This is a genomic window from Anaerovirgula multivorans, from assembly GCF_900188145.1.
Classification (GTDB): domain Bacteria; phylum Bacillota; class Clostridia; order Peptostreptococcales; family Natronincolaceae; genus Anaerovirgula; species Anaerovirgula multivorans.
In genome coordinates this window covers 80964-97947 of record NZ_FZOJ01000010.1, presented here as the reverse complement: position 1 = coordinate 97947, position 16984 = coordinate 80964, and the positions used below count along the sequence as shown (strand labels likewise).

Genomic DNA, 16984 nt, shown 5'->3' with positions numbered 1-16984 from the left:
AAGTAGGGAAGTGAATGTGATGAAAGTTTTTTGGAAAATTTTCACTATAGCCTTTTTAAGCTTTGTTGTGCTAATTGGTGGAGTATTTATAGGATTTAATACCTTTATGAAGGACCAGCATCCTAATGCAGAAGTGCCGCCTGAGAGGGTACAAGATGATGATTTTGAAGAGATAGAGGAAAAGGATGAGCTGATCAGGGCCTTTTCTGAAAGCAACAGAGTAAACTTTGTCATGTTGGGGCTTGAGGGCATGAGAAGTGACACCATGATGTTTGTATCCTTTGATCCTGATACTAAAAAAATAGATATAATTTCTGTACCTAGAGATACTTATTATCCAAGAGTCGGCTATGATGGACTTGGGAAAAAGAAGATTAATGCTGTTTATGGAGACCACGGAGCAGCAGGAGTAAAAACAGTTGTTAGTGATGTATTACTAGATGTACCAGTACATCATTATATTACCATTACTTATAAGGGCGCTGCCTCTATTGTAAATACCATTGGGGGGGTACCCGTAACCATACCAAATCCAGGAATGTATTATAGGGACGACTATGATGACCCGCCACTTGTTATCAACTTTCCACCAGGTCCTAGAGTTTTAAAAGGAGATGATGCTGTAAAGTTCTTAAGGTATCGTCAAGCAACCCCTGGGAGCGGTGGTTTAGACCGTAATGGAGACTTAGGCAGAATTCAAGCTCAACAGGAATTTATGCAGTCTGCTATGAAGAAGGCTATGAACCTAGGAAACTTACCAGGTCTCGTTAGCAATAGCTTTAGACATGTGAAAACAGATATAGAACTACAAGATATTATGCGATTGGCCACCAGTGCAATTGGTCTAGACATGCAAAATATTCAGATGCACACTTTGCCGGGTGAGCCAAAATATATGGAGGATAAGTTATCCTATTTTGTTAATGATGCAAAGGAGACCCGTCAGCTTTTACTAGAGATTTATGGAGTTCAAGAGGATATAGCACAAGAAGATACATCACAAGAGAATAATAATTAAAAGTGGAGAGCAATCTCCGCTCAGACTGTTAAAAAGTCACCATCTTCTTCGTTGATTCAAAAACCCAGCATCCTTACGTATTTCTGTATACGTCACGGTCGCTGGGTTTTCTTGCGCAAGTGATTTCTCGTGAAAATGAAGCTTATTCCATTTTATTAAGCAGTATTTCGGCGATTCTATAAACGTCACCAGCTCCCATAGTTAACACCAAATCTCCAGATTCCACCTTCTCATAAATATGGTCTGCAATTGTTTCAAAACCAGACATGTATCGAGCCTCTAGCTTAGGATCCATTAATTCTACGAGCTTTTTACTGTTAATCTCGCCATCCTCTGGCTCTCTAGCAGCATAAATATCCGTAATAATGATGTGATCCGCTGCATCAAAGGCCAAGGCAAAATCCTTTAACAAAGCCTTTGTACGGCTGTAGGTATGAGGCTGAAAGATAGCCCATATTTTTTTATGAGGATATTGTTTTGCAGCTTCTAAAGTAGCCTTGATTTCCACAGGATGATGGGCATAGTCATCAATGATTCTAGCGCCCTTTACTTCTCCCAATATATCAAAACGACGATGAATTCCTTGATAACGGTGAATATTGTTAGAGATGGTTTTGGCATCGATGCCTAATAGATAAGAGGTAGTAATAGCTGCCAAAGCATTATATACATTATGAAGCCCCGGAACTCCTAAATGAAACTTCCCAAGGTTCTCACCTTTGTAAGTGACATTGAAGGCAGGGTATCCTTCTTCATTAAAGACAATGTCCTTAGCTACAAAATCAGCAGCGGTTCGAATACCATAGGTAATAAGATTACAGGAGGCAGCCTCATAAATCTCCTGTACCTCTGTATCATCGTGACAAGCCACTAGAAAACCTTCTTTAGGTACTAGTGCTACAAACCTTCTAAAAGCATCTTTAATATGATGGATATCTTTATAATAGTCCAAGTGGTCTTCATCAATATTTAAAACAACGGCTATGTAAGGAAAAAACTTTAAGAAGCTTTCTACATATTCACAGGCTTCTGTTATAAAATGCTGACTTTTACCGATTTTAATGTTACCTCCGATACTGTCTAGTTCTCCCCCTACCAAAATAGTAGGATCTAGTCCTGCATATTCCATGAGCAAAGAGATCAAAGAGGTGGTGGTAGTCTTACCATGACTCCCAGCTACAGCAATAGCTTTATCGTACTTTTTCATAATTTGCCCCAGCATTTCTGCTCGATCGACCTGAGGAATATTTAACTCCTTAGCTCGAATTCTTTCGGGATTAAAGTCTTTAATAGCAGCACTATAGACTATCAAATCAGGATTTTGAATATTTTCAGCTGCATGGCCAATGAAAATTTCTCCACCATGCTGTCTTAGTTTTTGCAAAATATTTGAGTCTCTAATATCAGAGCCCGACACACGATAACCGTGACTTAAGAGAACCTCTGCAATAGCACTCATACTAATGCCACCAATTCCAATTAAATGGATGTGATGGATTTTATGTTCATTTAAATTAAAAGCAATCACAATCTTCGCTCCTTTACAATAAGTTGTATTCTATCCGGTAGTGTTGCCACATTCTTGCATTAATAGAACAAAATGTTTTCTGAAGATGTATAAAAAGAGATTTTCTCTCTTATATTAATACGAAACTCTGTTCAATATAATAACATAAAATCCTTAATATGCACAGTAAATTTGAAATTATAATACTTTCATCTTTGGTTTTTTCCTTAACACCTTGTAAAAAACGAATAAAACATATATAATAAATAAAAATATTCATACCTGGAGGAATTATTTTAATGGAAAAGCTGAAAAGAAACGAAAGAATTGCCGCCATAATGAAAATCCTCGGAGATCAGCCTAATAAAATTTTTACATTAAATTATTTTACAGAAAGATTTTTTGCAGCAAAATCTACTATAAGTGAAGATATTATGGTGGTAAAGCAATCTATGGAAAAAATGAGACTAGGAAAAATTCAGACGATATCAGGAGCAGCTGGGGGAGTAAAATATATTCCTTTTGTTACTGAGGAACAAAACAAAGAAATCTTGGAGAATATCTGTTGTTATTTATCACAGGGAGAAAGGATTTTGCCAGGAGGTTTTCTCTATATGGCGGATGTCATCTATTCACCACAAAAGATTCATCAACTGGGGGAGGTTTTTACCAGCCAGTTTGATTATAGAGAGGTAGACTATATTATTACAGTAGAAACAAAAGGGATTCCTTTAGCTCTTATGGTGGCCAAGGCTATGAACCTGCCATTAGTTATTCTTAGAAGAGACAGTAAGGTAACAGAGGGCTCCACTGTAAGCATTAATTATGTTTCTGGTTCCACTGGAAAAATTCAAAAAATGTCCTTATCAAGACGAGCTATTAAACCAAATTCCAAGGTAATTATCATCGATGACTTTATGAAGGCGGGAGGAACCGCAAAGGGTATGGTGGATATGATGAAGGAATTTGATACACAGGTAGAGGCAATCGGTGTGCTTATAGGCACAAAGGAGCCGCAGGAAAAGTTAGTGAAGGACTATATCCCTCTGCTAATCCTGGAGGAAGTAAAGGAAAAGGAAGGCTTCATCAATATCTATCCTAATCCAGAACTAGTATAAAAAACCTTAATAGGTATATTAAATGACACTAACATGGAGGCAACTGTATGAAATCCTACCAAAATGTAAGAAATTTATAATTATTTAATTATTAAAGAAGGAAATTAGAAATTTATGGAGAATAAAGGTAATTAATCCTAAATTTAAAACATTATGCACAGCCCAGTATTAGCATAAGGGAAGGTGGTGAAGGACAGATGCAAGTAACCGATGTGAGAATTAGAAAGGTGGCAGCAGAAGGCAAAATGAAGGCAATCGTCTCAGTTACTTTTGATAATGAGTTTGTTGTACATGACATTAAAATTATCGAAGGACAGAACGGGCTATTCATCGCAATGCCTAGCAGAAAAATGGGGGAAGGGGATTTTAGAGATATAGCCCATCCAATAAATTCTGATACTAGATCTAAAATCCAAGAGGCAATTTTTACAGAATATGAGAGAGTAAATGAAGAGTCAGAAGTAGAATCATTCGAAACGATTAACGAAGCTAACCACGCATAGTCCCAAGAAGGAGCCTTGCATCAATAGGGCTCTTTTTTTTGTTTTTGTTCTAAAGAAAAATTTTCCGCAAGAAGAATTTAAAGAAAAAGGGTTTATTATTTATTTAAAATATAATAAACTATTAAAGGGAAATACTAAGAATAAATGCAAAAATTTAAAAATGTAAAATGAGAAATCAAAAACTTGAACCAAAATTAAAGTCAAGCTCTATAACAATTTACATTTTTAAATCCGCCATAGACGGCAAATTTCGCCCAGAGGGCGACAATAGGTGGTGAAGAAATGAAGCTACAGGCAGTGATATTGGCAGCAGGTGCAGGAACCCGAATGAAGTCTAAGCTTCCAAAGGTACTTCATGAGGTTTGTGGCCAAACAATGCTGCAGCATGTGATTGATGTAGCCAAGAATGCATCAATTCAAGAGTGTATTGTCATTGTAGGACATGGTGCAGAAGAAGTAATCAGCAGTTTAGATAAAGATGTGAAAACAGCCCTTCAAAGCCAACAGTTAGGAACTGGTCATGCAGTGAAAAAAGCCTATGATTTACTGGCGGAGGAAGGAACTATATTGGTATTAAATGGAGATGGACCCCTTATTACAGAGGAAACTTTAAGGCAGCTGATTGCCTATCATGAAGAGGAAAGGTATAGTGCCACTGTTTTAACAGCAGACCTAGAGGAACCTTATGGCTACGGTCGAATTGTTAGAGGTGATAAGGAAGAACTTCTGAAAATTGTAGAGGAGAAGGATGCTACAGTAGAGGAAAAGAAGATCAAGGAAATCAACTCTGGTCTTTACTGCTTTGATGCTAAGGCATTAAAAGAAGCTTTACCAAGAATCACTAGTGAAAATGCCCAAAAAGAATACTACTTAACCGATGCTCTAACCATTATTTCAGAGATAGGTAAAACAGTAGGGGTATATAAAACAAAGGATTATGAAGACATTATGGCGGTAAATTCTCGAAGTCAGTTGGCCCAGGTAGAAGAAATCATGCGACGAAGGATCGCTGAAAAACACATGGATCAGGGGGTTACCATCATCAATCCTAGCCATACCTATATTGAAAAATCCGTGCAAATCGGTAGAGATACTATACTTTACCCCGGTGCTACGTTAACAGGGAAAACCATTGTTGGAGAGGGTTGTATTATCGGCGCCAACAGTAAAATTGAAGAATCCACCATAGGAAATGAAGTAAACATCCAAAATTCTACCATCATCCATAGTACTGTGGGAGATGCCACCAACATAGGACCCTATGCTTTTTTACGGCCTAATAGTCACATTGGAAAGCATGTGAAAATTGGGGATTTTGTTGAGGTCAAAAATGCTGTTATAGGAGACTATTCTAAAGCATCCCACCTTGCTTATATAGGAGATGCAGAGATAGGACAGCAGGTAAACATTGGATGTGGCGTTGTATTTGTCAACTATGATGGTAAAAATAAACATAAAACTATCGTAAAGGATTATGCTTTTATCGGTAGTAATTCCAACCTAATCGCTCCTTTAGTAGTAGAGGAGTCCGCCTATGTAGCCAGTGGTTCCACCATAACAAAAACTGTAGCCCGGGGAGCATTGGCGGTGGCTCGAAGTCGTCAGGAGAACAAAGAGGATTGGGTAAAACGCAAAGGCTTGTTGAAAACAAAGGAGGAGTAATAAAAAAATGAATACCAGCGGTAATGAGATTAAAGTATTTAGTGGCAATGCAAATCCTGCATTGGCAAAGGAGATAGCCCATGAGCTAGGTGTACCTCTTGGAAATTGTGAAGTAGGTACCTTTAGTGATGGAGAAATAGCAGTAAATATTAACGAAACCGTAAGAGGAGCAGATGTTTTCGTTGTACAACCTACTCACCCACCGGTGAATGATCATCTTATGGAGCTGTTAATACTTATTGACGCCTTTAAAAGAGCTTCAGCAGGAAGAATTACAGCAGTACTACCCTACTATGGCTACGCACGTCAGGACAGAAAAGCAAAGGCAAGAGATCCGATCACAGCAAAATTAGTAGCTGACTTGCTTACTACTGCAGGAGCTGACAGGGTATTGGCAATGGACCTACATGCTGCCCAGATTCAAGGGTACTTCAATATTCCTGTGGATCATCTTTTGGGCGTACCTATTTTAGCAAAATACTTCCTAAATAAAAACCTTCAAGATCTAGTAGTGGTTTCTCCGGACTTAGGAAGCGTTACAAGGGCTAGAAACTTTGCCAATCATTTAGAAGCCCCTATTGCCATTATTGATAAGAGAAGACCAAAGGCAAATGTTTCTGAAGTCATGAACATCATTGGTGATGTGGAAGGGAAAAACGTTATTTTAATCGATGATATGATTGATACCGCTGGAACCATTGCACAGGGTGCTAGTGCCTTAAAGGAATTTGGTGCAAAGGACGTATACGCCTGCTGTACCCATCCATTACTTTCGGGTCCAGCCATTGAGAGAATTGATAACTCTCCAATTAAAGAACTGATTGTAACCAACACCATTACCTTACCAGAGGAAAAAATGATTGATAAGATGCAGGTGATGTCAGTGGCATCTCTATTTGCAGAAGCCATTCAAAGAATATACAAGAATATTTCTGTTAGTAGGTTATTTGATTAGAGGTGTAACTTATGTACATTGTCGTTGGACTAGGGAACCCCGGTAAAAGATATGATGCAACTCGCCACAATGTTGGCTTTGATACCATAGATTTACTGGCCTATCGCAACAATATAAAAGTAAATAAATTGAAACATAAAGCGCTTTATGGTGAAGGCTTTTGGGGGGGCGAAAAGGTTTTGTTGGTAAAACCTCAGACCTTCATGAATCTTAGTGGTGAAAGTGTTAGGGACATCGTAGAGTTTTATAAAATTGAAACCAAGAACCTCATCGTTATCTATGATGATATTGATATAGAAGTAGGGATACTTAGAATTCGCCATAAAGGTAGTGCAGGTACCCATAACGGTATGAGATCTGTCATCTATCAACTGCAATCCGATGAGTTTCCTAGGGTGAGAATTGGTATAGGGCGACCTCAATTCGGAGACTTAGCAGATTTTGTCACCAGTAGATTTTCAAAGGAGGAGATTCCTCCTATAAGGGAAACAATAGACAAAGCTGCTTTAGCGGTGGAATCCATCGTAAAGGAAGGCATAGATAAGGCCATGAACCAATTTAATGGATAGACTAACAAGAGGAGCATGTGTATGATCGCAAAAATCATCATGGCAGGTATATTCTCGGCTGCGTTTGCTTATTTATGTAATAAAATAATCTTAAAGTCTTTTCAGGATGAAGGCTTAACAATCGTAGTACCTTTACTGGAGGAAATGGCAAAGACTACCTTTGCCATTTTCCTAAAAACCAATATCATAGGAACCCATTTTATCTTTGGATGTATTGAAGGTATTTATGATATCATGACTTCATCAAAAAAAATTGGGAAGTGGGCTGCTGTGGCTAGTATAGTTAGCCATAGCTTTTTTGGCATTGTTACACATCTAACCTATACAAAAACCAATTATTCAATGATCGCAATAATAGTAGCTTGGATTTTCCATAGTGGATGGAATTGGTATGTTGTCAAAAAAATATAACTAAATTAAGATGTCCCCCGCCTCTATAGGCGGCGGGTGCCACTTAATTTTTTCAGCGGGAGTTCAATCTCCCACTGAAATCGTTGAATGACGGGCAAAGCCCTTATTGAAAGAGCAGGTGCAAAGAATGGAAAAAAATATACTATTGTCCCCAATGGAACATTCTCTACAGTATATACAACTGATACAAACCCTAAGAGATGGTATTACTCCCATAGGCTTACATGGTCTAAATGATTCTCAAAAATCTCACATTGCCTATGGTATCCATGAAGGACTAAAACAACAGGTTTGTATTTTAACTTACAACGATATAGAAGCACAACAAATTTATCAGGACTTAAAATTTTATTTGAAGGAAAAGGTTTTGTTTTTTCCCACAAGAGATATCGTATTTTATGATATAGAAGCTACCAGTGAGGAAGTCAATGAGGAAAGAATCAAAACCTTAGATAAGCTGGTGGAGGGTAATAATTATGTAGTAGTGGCCTCTATAGAGGCATTGCTTCTAAAGCTGACACCGCCAGAAATTTATAAAAAATATCAACTTACCTTTAAGGTAGGAGAATCCATCAATCTTCAACAGGTGATGGAAACATTTATTACCCAAGGCTATGAAAGAACCGAAAGGGTAGATACCAAAGGGCAGTTTAGTATCCGAGGAGGCATCATCGATATTTTTCCTCCAGCGGAAGATAATCCCTTACGGGTTGAACTCTTTGACGATGAAATAGATTCTATTCGATGGTTTGAAGTAGACACCCAAAAATCCATTGAAAAAATTGAAACAATTAAAATCTATCCAGCAGCAGAAATCATTATAGAGACAGAAAACCATGAGGAAAGAATTGCAAAAATCTCTCAAGAACTGAAGGCTACATTGAAAAAGCTGGATACGACAGCTGCTGAAAAGCTTCAGAGTAAGATTAGAGAAGTGATAGAAAAGCTAGAAACTTTTGGAAACTTTAAGGGAATACAGCAGTTTTTGCCTTATGTCTATGAAAAGGCAGCGTTCTTAACAGACTATTTACATCCAGAAGCAGTTGTTATTATTGATGAACCAGATCGGGGCAAAGAAAAAATAAGAGGGTTCCACGAGGAATTCCGTGAAAATTTTAAAACGCTTTTGGAGCGGGGAGAAGTATTGCCGAATCAAGGGCATCTTTTGTTTACCTATGAAGATATAGTAAAAAGTCTAAAGGGATACAAACTAGTAACCTCCAGTCTTTTACCAAGAAATCACGCAGATTTTCCTGCTAAGGAAATTATTAATTTTATTTCCAGGCCTGTACAGACCTTTCAAGGGAAGATTAGCTATTTATTAGAGGAACTGAAAAATCTACGAGAAAAGGGCTACAAAATCCTTTTGCTCCCTACGACAAAGGAAAAGGCTTTTAAGCTGTTGGAAACCCTTAAGGAAGAAAAAATACCGGTAAAATTCTTAGTAAAAGAGCAAAATGGACTACAGTGGGATCAAGTGATGATTTTACAGGGAAATCTGCATCGGGGCTTTGAATACATGGATATCAAATACATGGTTATGACAGATTATGAAATCTATGGGGTCCATAAGAAGAAAAAACAAAAGCCTAAAAGGAAGGATGCTGCCCCCATTAAATCTTTCATTGACCTAAAGGTAGGAGACTATGTGGTTCATGAAGGTCATGGTATTGGCAAATATGTAGGGATCGAAGAATTAAAGGTAGAGGGAATTAAGAAGGATTACCTAAAAATACGTTACTCTGGTGAAGACAATCTTTACGTTCCTACAGATCAGATGGATTTAATTCAAAAGTATATAGGAGCAGATGACAAGTCCCCTAAGCTTAACAAACTAGGAGGCACTGAATGGGTTAAAACTAAGGCAAAGGCGAAAAAAGCCATTGAGGATATGGCAGAAGGTCTCCTGAAGCTCTATGCCCAAAGAGAGGAAAGTAAAGGCTATAGCTTTTCTCCAGATACCGATTGGCAAAAGCAGTTTGAATATCTATTCCCCTATGAAGAAACCCCTGACCAGTTAAAATCTATAGAAGAAGTAAAAAGAGATATGGAGAAGGAAAGACCTATGGACCGACTATTATGTGGGGACGTAGGCTACGGGAAAACAGAGGTGGCTATTAGAGCAGCCTTCAAGGCAGTAATGGATGGAAAGCAGGTGGCGATTTTGGTACCCACCACCATTTTAGCTCAACAGCACTATAACAACTTTAAAGAACGATTTTCCGGCTTTCCTGTTACAGTAGAAATGCTAAGTAGATTTAGAACACCAACCCAACAAAAACATACGATGGAGGGGATTCGAACTGGGAACGTTGATATTCTCATAGGAACCCATCGCCTTTTATCTAAGGATGTTGCTTTCAAAGATTTAGGACTTTTGGTGGTGGACGAAGAGCAGCGGTTTGGGGTAAAGCATAAAGAAGCCTTAAAGCAGCTAAAAAAATCTGTAGATGTCCTCACTTTAACCGCCACACCTATTCCTAGAACTCTTCATATGTCCATGATTGGTATCCGGGATATGAGTATTATAGAAGATCCTCCAGAGGAGCGGTTTCCTGTACAAACCTACGTGGCAGGCTTTAACGAATCTTTAATTGCTGACGCCCTCGTCAGAGAAATTGCTCGAGGAGGACAGGTTTATTACGTCTACAATCGAGTACAGAGTATTCATCAGGTAGCCACAAGATTAGCTGCTCTAGTACCCCAGGCTAGGATAGCAGTAGCCCATGGACAAATGAGTGAACGACAGCTAGAAAAATTGATGCTGGAGTACTATCATGGAGAATATGATGTATTGGTTTGTACCACCATTATAGAGACAGGGTTGGATATTGCCAACGTTAATACCATTATCATACAGGATGCCGATAGACTAGGGCTTTCCCAGCTTTATCAGCTTCGTGGAAGGGTAGGAAGATCCAATCGACAGGGATATGCTTACCTGCTGTATGAAAGAGACAAGATCCTATCAGAGGTGGCAGAGAAAAGATTAAAAGCCATCAAAGAGTTCACAGAATTTGGGTCAGGCTTTAAAATTGCTATGAGGGACTTGGAGATTCGGGGAGCTGGAAACCTTTTAGGAGGAGAACAGCATGGACATATGGCCTCTATAGGGTATGATTTATACGTAAAGCTATTGGAGGAAACCATAGGAGAGCTAAAAGGACAGGTAGTAGAAAAATACGAAGATACCATGATGGAGCTCAATGTGGACGCCTATATTTCTGAAAAATATATTACCAACCAGAGCCATAAAATAGAAATCTATAAAAAAATCGCTTCGATTCGAAACGAAGAGGATCTATATGCTATTGAAGAGGAAATCGAAGACCGCTTTGGAGATATCCCTTTAAGTGCCAGAAATTTATTGTTAATCTCCTATATTAAGGCCCTTGCTAAAAGTTTAAGAGTACAATATATTTCACAAAAGCAAAACATGATTCGTATTCAGTTTAAGGATGGGAAGCTATTAAAACCAGAAAATATTCTTGAGGTAATGGAAGGTTATCGTTGGAAAGTCACTGTTCACGCAGGAGATGAACCCTATTTTGTTTATAAAGTTCAAACCCAAGATCAATATAAGGTGCTGATGGATATAAAAGACATAATAGAAAAAATTAGTGGTTTAAAAAAAACTACAAGTCAGATATAATAGAGTGAGACAGAATAGGAGTGATGAGGATGAAAATAAGAGGAAACCGTAAGAAAATCATAGTAGCCTTAACTGCTTTGTTAATGATGGCAATATTTATCACTGGTTGTTCAAGTTCTACAAGACTATCACAGGACGCTGTAGCAGCGGTGAATGGCAATAACATAACACTAGCAGAGTTTGAAAAAACATTGGCATTACAAAAAATGAGCTATGAGGCTCAATTAGGTCCAGATGTATTTAATCAAGACATGGGGACAGGCATGACTCTTTTAGATTCTATTAAAAAGAGTATATTAGAAAAGCTAGTTTTAGATGAAGTCATTCTTCAAGAGGCAGCTAAGAACGATATTACAGTTACTGATGAAGAAATAGAAGAATCCTATGGTCCTTATGTAATGTTTACAGAAGAAAACGAAGCCTTTAAGCAATTTGCAGAAGAAAACAATATTGACGAAGCTTATATAAAACAACAAATCACAAAAGATATTACGATTAATAAGTATAGAGATCTTTATATCAGCGATTTAGAAATCGCAGAGGAAGCCGCTAAGGCTTATTACGATGAAAACACAGAATTCTTTGCTCGAGAAGAAGTAAATGCAAAGCATATTTTAGTAAGAACCAGCACAGAGGATGCAGAAAAGAAGGCGCAGGATATCTTAAGCAAAATAGCCAATCGTGATGATTTTATGACCTTATGGGAAGGCTATAAGGAAACTCCAGAGGAGGGAATCGTCGTAGAGGATTTAGACTACTTTGGTAGAGGAGAAATGTTGCCGGAGTTTGAAGAAGCTGCTTTTGCAATGAATCCTGGCGAAGTGAGTGGTATTGTAGAAACCACGTTTGGTTATCACATTATTTTAGTAGAGGATTCTATTAACGAAGTAGAAACCTTTGAAGATGTAAAAAATAATTTAATGGAATTTTTAAAGGAAGAAGGATTTCAAGACCATATAGAGGAATTAATGGAACAGGCAAAAATTGTTAAAAAAGAAGAATTATAGATAAAAGCAGGTGTTAAAGCACTTGCTTTTTTTATGAGTAAAAGTAAAGTCCTTCCAATGAATAAAAAACAAAGATTGGTAAAATACTATGAATACACTAAAATTTTACTTTAAAATTAGGAGGGAATGGTATTGAAAGCGACAGGAATAGTAAGACGTATTGACGATTTAGGTAGAGTGGTAATACCAAAGGAAATAAGAAGAACCCTTAGAATAAGAGAAGGTGACCCTCTTGAGATATTTACTGATAGAGAAGGAGAAGTCATATTAAAAAAATACTCCCCTATTGGAGAACTTAGCGAATTTGCTACAGAATATGCGGAGTCACTTCAAGAAGCCTTAGGTCATATCGCAATAATAACTGATAGAGATACAGTAATTGCAGTAGCAGGACATTCTAAAAAAGAATATATGGAAAAGAGAGTAAGTAAAGCATTAGAGCGTATGATGGAGGAAAGAGAAACAGTTGTATTGAATGAAGGTGAACAAATGATCCCGATTGCCTCTGATGAAGGAGATGATGGGAAGTATATAGCCCAGGTAATCGCTCCTATCGTTACACAAGGAGATCCAATCGGAACAGTAATCATTTGCTCCAAAAATAAAGATATAAATATGGGAGAGGTTGAGAAAAAGATAGCTTCTACAGCTGCATCCTTCCTATCCAAACAAATGGAACAATAGAAAGAAAAAGCTCCGCAGGTCGGGGCTATTTTTTTTACCAAAAGTCTGCTATAATGTAAAGCGTTATAACTGTACGATAATAAGTCAATAAGTCAAGGTCAAGGGGACGTTTTGTTTGACATGTTTTGCCCCCTAAGTGATATGGAGGAATGAAGAGATGAAGAAAGATACCTTTTTAAAAGGGGCAGTTATATTAGGAGCAGCAGGAATGATTGTAAAAGTAATGGGAGCTTTTTTTAGGATTCCCTTGGGTATTATTATTGAATCAGAAGGTATGGGGTATTATCAAGTAGGCTATACAGTATTTAACTTTCTGTTGGCCTTTACAGCTGCTGGTTTTCCCACCGCCATCTCTAAGCTGGTATCGGAAAAACGAGCAAATGAAGACTATTATGGGGCTCATAAGGTATTTAAGACCTCCTTCTATCTATTATTAGCATTAGGTGCCGTGGGCTCGGTTGTTTTAGCGTTGTTAACCTCCTTTTTGGTCAATAATGTATTTCAAAGTCCAAATGCTTATTATGCTGTATTGGCATTGGCACCAGCCCTATTCTTTGTTGCGGTTTTAGCTTCCTTCAGAGGATATTTTCAAGGAATGCGGGATATGACTCCTACTGCTATTTCTCAAGTAGTGGAGCAGGCAATGAGGGTAGTTTTTGGACTATCCTTAGCAATTTTATTATTAAGAAGCATGGACGTAACCTATGCTGCTGGTGGTGCATCTTTTGGTGCTTCAGCAGGGGGGGCTTTTGCCCTAGCTATGATGATGTTCCTCTATAGGAAAAGAAAGAATCTTATTCTTCCAGAGGGTGGACAAGTGACAGCTTTTGAAGAAGAAACCTCACAACAAATTATCAAAAATCTATTAAGAATTGCTGTACCTATAGCTATAGGTGCAGCTGTACTGCCTTTAATCAATATGATAGATACCTTTATTGTGTTAAGAAGGCTACAAGCTACAGGTTTTAGCTATGAGCAGGCAAACAGTTTATATGGACAACTACAGGGAATGGCTACTGCTTTGGTAAATCTCCCTCAGGTATTGACGGTTGCCCTAGCCATGAGTATTGTTCCAGTAATCTCTGAATCTGCTGCTAGAAACGACTGGGAAGCCGTAAGAGGAGATGCAAAGTCCGCCTTGAGGGTTGCTTTACTAATAGGCTTACCAGCTTCAGTAGGACTAGCTGTACTATCTACACCTATTATGACTATGCTTTATCCTAAAGAGCCAGCTAGCATAGGAAGAATTCTATTCTTCTTGGCTTTTGCTGTAACCTTTTTAGCACCACTACAAGCTTTGACAGGGGTGTTGCAGGGATTAGGTAAGCCTGATGTACCTGTAAGAAACCTAATGATCGGTGCTGCTTTTAAATTTGTAGCTACCTATGTATTGACGGGGATCCCAGCGTTGAATGTAATAGGCGCTGCCATCGGTACAGTTATTGCTTACTTTGTAGCTTTTCTATTAAACTTTCTTGCAGTAAAAAGAGAAACCAAGGTTACCATGGAAATTCAGCAATTTGTCATCAAGCCTCTGTTATCAGTAGGTACTATGGGGGTCGTTGTATATCTCTTTTATAGACAGCTATACCCATTCCTAGGCAACAGCCTAGCTACTGTCATCTCCATTGCTATAGGAGCTGCTGTCTATGGAATCATGCTATTAAAAACTGAAACCCTCATTAGAGCAGATTTTGAACTTCTCCCCGGTGGAGACAAAATTTTAAAATTACTTCATAAAATAAAATTGATGAAGTAATGCTATTGAGAATAAATCATTTAAGAAAAGGCTATGTAAGAATTCTGTGATCTATAGTAGAGGGGCTTGCATAGCTAATATCTTATTAAATTTATGGAGTGTGATTAAAATGTCTAGCCTCACCATTGTGGGTCTTGGACCAGGTGCCAAGGAGCACCTAACCCTGGCCACTTTAACCGCTATGAAAAACCACAAGGTAATCTATCTGCGAACAGAAAAGCACCCCGTTGTAGCTTATCTACAGGAGGAGGGCATAGGTTATAAAACCTTTGATTATGTATACGAGGAAAAAGAAGATTTTCAACAGGTTTATCAAGAAATAGCAGACAGCCTTGTGGAAGCAGCAAAAAAGGAAGATGTGCTGTATGCTGTTCCCGGACATCCTTATGTGGCGGAGCAAACAGTGCAGCTTTTACTAGAGGCTTGTAAAAGAGAAGGTATAGAAAAAACAGTGTACCCTGCCATGAGCTTTGTCGATGCCATGTTCATGGCTTTAGAAATAGATCCTATAGATGGATTTAAGCTTCTAGATGGGCTACAGCTGGAGAAACAAAAACCAGATCCCACCATCGCAAACATTATTACTCAAGTTTATGACCCCTTTATTGCCTCTGAGGTAAAATTAAGACTGATGGACTATTATGAGGATGAACAAGAGATTTTTGTAGTGAAAAACGCTGGAATTCCAACGGAACAAAGGATTGAAAGGGTACCTTTGTATATGCTGGATAGGCTGGACTGGATAGACTATCTCACAAGTCTTTATATTCCAAGCATTGACATACGTCAAAAAAAATACTATAATGTGAATAATTTAGTGGAAATAATGGAAATATTAAGAAGTAAAGAGGGCTGTCCTTGGGATATTAAGCAAACCCATGATAGTCTGAAGCCTTACCTCATAGAAGAAAGCTATGAAGTGTTGGATGCCATAGATAAAAAAGATGATTTATTACTAGCGGAAGAATTAGGTGACTTACTACTACAGGTAATATTTCATAGCCAAATCGCAAAGGAAAGAAATGCCTTTAGCATTGAAGAGGTAATTCAAGGAATTTGCGAAAAGCTGCTTTATCGTCATCCTCATGTCTTCAAGGGAGTAAAGGCAGAAACTTCTGATGAAGCAGTATCAACCTGGGAGCAGCAAAAGCGACAGGAGAAACACATTAAAAGTATAGCAGATTCGATGGAGATGATACCAAAAGAACTACCAGCGTTATTAAAGGCAGAAAAAGTACAAAAAAAAGCAGCTGATGTAGGGTTTGATTGGGACAAGCTGGAGGATGTTGTTAATAAGGTGAAGGAAGAGCTGCAAGAAGCTCTGGAAGCCTATGCAACTAAAGACACTGCCCACATCAGAGAAGAAGCAGGAGACTTACTCTTTGCAGTAGTAAACTTAACAAGATTTTTTAAAGCAAACCCAGAAGATGCCTTAAATGCTACTTGCAATAAATTTATAAATAGATTTCAGTACATAGAAAAAACGGCGGCTAAGGCAAAAAGAGACTTAAATGAGATGACATTAGAGGAAATGGATCTACTTTGGGAAGAATCTAAGACAAAAATGTAAAAAAATGCTGGTAAATTCTTTAAAAAAGAAGGATTTTACAATTTTACAGAGAATATGCTATACGTACTTTAAAATATGAAGGAGGTATTTCAAGTGAATAAAGCTGAATTAGTTGCAAAAATTGCTGAGAAAAGCCAATTAACAAAAAAGGACGCTGAATTATCTTTAAACGCTTTCATGGAGAGTGTTGAAGAAGCATTAGTGACTGGAGACAAAGTTCAATTAGTTGGTTTCGGTACTTTCGACGTAAGAGAAAGAAAACCAAGACAAGGTAGAAATCCAAGAAATCCAGAGCAAGTAATTGATATCCCAGCTTCTAAAGCACCTGTTTTCAAAGCTGGTAAAACTTTAAAAGAAAAAATTAACGACTAATAAAAATCAGGGTTATCCCTGATTTTTATTTTGCACTCTGTAAAAGTGACTCAGGTTGTTGAAAAAGTCTCAGAATGACAATCCTGCTTTCTTACTGCATTATTTGACTTTTTCAAAAGTAACTGACACCAAATCTTTGATTTGGTGTCAGTTACTTTTCACACAATTTCACACAATTCTTTGATAATTCTTCCGTA

Annotated in this window: 14 protein-coding genes; 13 read left to right on the top strand and 1 reads right to left on the bottom strand. The window is 37.9% G+C overall.

The genetic code is table 11. The features are described 5' to 3' along the window. Window positions 1-19: 19 nt before the first annotated feature. The gene (locus CHB72_RS11990; protein WP_089283118.1) at window positions 20-1018 is read left to right on the top strand and encodes an LCP family protein; all 999 of its coding nucleotides are present in this window, start codon (window positions 20-22) and stop codon (window positions 1016-1018) included. 142 nt (window positions 1019-1160) lie between these two features. Here the strand turns inward: CHB72_RS11990 and murC are convergent, their stop codons facing one another. After that, window positions 1161-2546: a UDP-N-acetylmuramate--L-alanine ligase gene (murC, locus tag CHB72_RS11985; protein ID WP_089283117.1), complete on the bottom strand. Its 1386-nt coding sequence runs from the start codon at window positions 2544-2546 to the stop codon at window positions 1161-1163. 278 nt (window positions 2547-2824) lie between these two features. On the opposite strand from murC, the gene purR reads away from it, so the two are divergent. The 12 genes from purR (at window position 2825) to CHB72_RS11925 (ending at window position 16787) form a co-directional block, all read left to right on the top strand. Continuing rightward, complete coding sequence (gene purR, locus CHB72_RS11980) at window positions 2825-3643, top strand: pur operon repressor (protein WP_089283116.1); 819 nt, start codon at window positions 2825-2827, stop codon at window positions 3641-3643. Between the two features lie 197 nt (window positions 3644-3840). Beyond that, the gene (spoVG, locus tag CHB72_RS11975) at window positions 3841-4146 is read left to right on the top strand and encodes a septation regulator SpoVG (protein ID WP_089283115.1); all 306 of its coding nucleotides are present in this window, start codon (window positions 3841-3843) and stop codon (window positions 4144-4146) included. A 282-nt stretch (window positions 4147-4428) separates the two neighbouring features. Beyond that, window positions 4429-5808: a bifunctional UDP-N-acetylglucosamine diphosphorylase/glucosamine-1-phosphate N-acetyltransferase GlmU gene (glmU, locus tag CHB72_RS11970; RefSeq protein ID WP_089283114.1), complete on the top strand. Its 1380-nt coding sequence runs from the start codon at window positions 4429-4431 to the stop codon at window positions 5806-5808. Between the two features lie 7 nt (window positions 5809-5815). Next, window positions 5816-6763, top strand: coding sequence for a ribose-phosphate diphosphokinase (locus CHB72_RS11965; RefSeq protein ID WP_089283113.1), 948 nt, complete (start codon window positions 5816-5818; stop codon window positions 6761-6763). Window positions 6764-6774: 11 nt separating this feature from the next. Next, a complete protein-coding gene (gene pth / locus CHB72_RS11960; protein ID WP_089283112.1) occupies window positions 6775-7332 on the top strand; it encodes an aminoacyl-tRNA hydrolase in 558 nt (185 codons plus the stop codon). A gap of 21 nt (window positions 7333-7353) precedes the next feature. After that, a complete protein-coding gene (locus tag CHB72_RS11955) occupies window positions 7354-7743 on the top strand; it encodes a hypothetical protein (protein ID WP_089283111.1) in 390 nt (129 codons plus the stop codon). 127 nt (window positions 7744-7870) lie between these two features. Next, window positions 7871-11395 carry a transcription-repair coupling factor gene (gene mfd, locus CHB72_RS11950; protein ID WP_089283110.1) on the top strand — a complete coding sequence of 1175 codons (3525 nt, stop codon included), beginning with the start codon at window positions 7871-7873 and terminating at the stop codon, window positions 11393-11395. Window positions 11396-11424: 29 nt separating this feature from the next. Then, a complete protein-coding gene (locus tag CHB72_RS11945) occupies window positions 11425-12402 on the top strand; it encodes a peptidylprolyl isomerase (RefSeq protein WP_176431341.1) in 978 nt (325 codons plus the stop codon). A 132-nt stretch (window positions 12403-12534) separates the two neighbouring features. Continuing rightward, on the top strand, window positions 12535-13086 hold the full coding sequence (gene spoVT, locus CHB72_RS11940; RefSeq protein WP_089283108.1) for a stage V sporulation protein T: 552 nt from the start codon (window positions 12535-12537) through the stop codon (window positions 13084-13086). Between the two features lie 157 nt (window positions 13087-13243). Further along, window positions 13244-14845 (top strand): putative polysaccharide biosynthesis protein, encoded by a 1602-nt coding sequence (locus tag CHB72_RS11935; protein ID WP_089283107.1) that lies wholly within the window; start codon window positions 13244-13246, stop codon window positions 14843-14845. Between the two features lie 109 nt (window positions 14846-14954). Further along, window positions 14955-16415 (top strand): bifunctional methyltransferase/pyrophosphohydrolase YabN, encoded by a 1461-nt coding sequence (yabN, locus tag CHB72_RS11930; RefSeq protein WP_089283106.1) that lies wholly within the window; start codon window positions 14955-14957, stop codon window positions 16413-16415. 93 nt (window positions 16416-16508) lie between these two features. After that, window positions 16509-16787: an HU family DNA-binding protein gene (locus tag CHB72_RS11925; protein ID WP_089283105.1), complete on the top strand. Its 279-nt coding sequence runs from the start codon at window positions 16509-16511 to the stop codon at window positions 16785-16787. The last annotated feature ends 197 nt before the right edge of the window (window positions 16788-16984 follow it).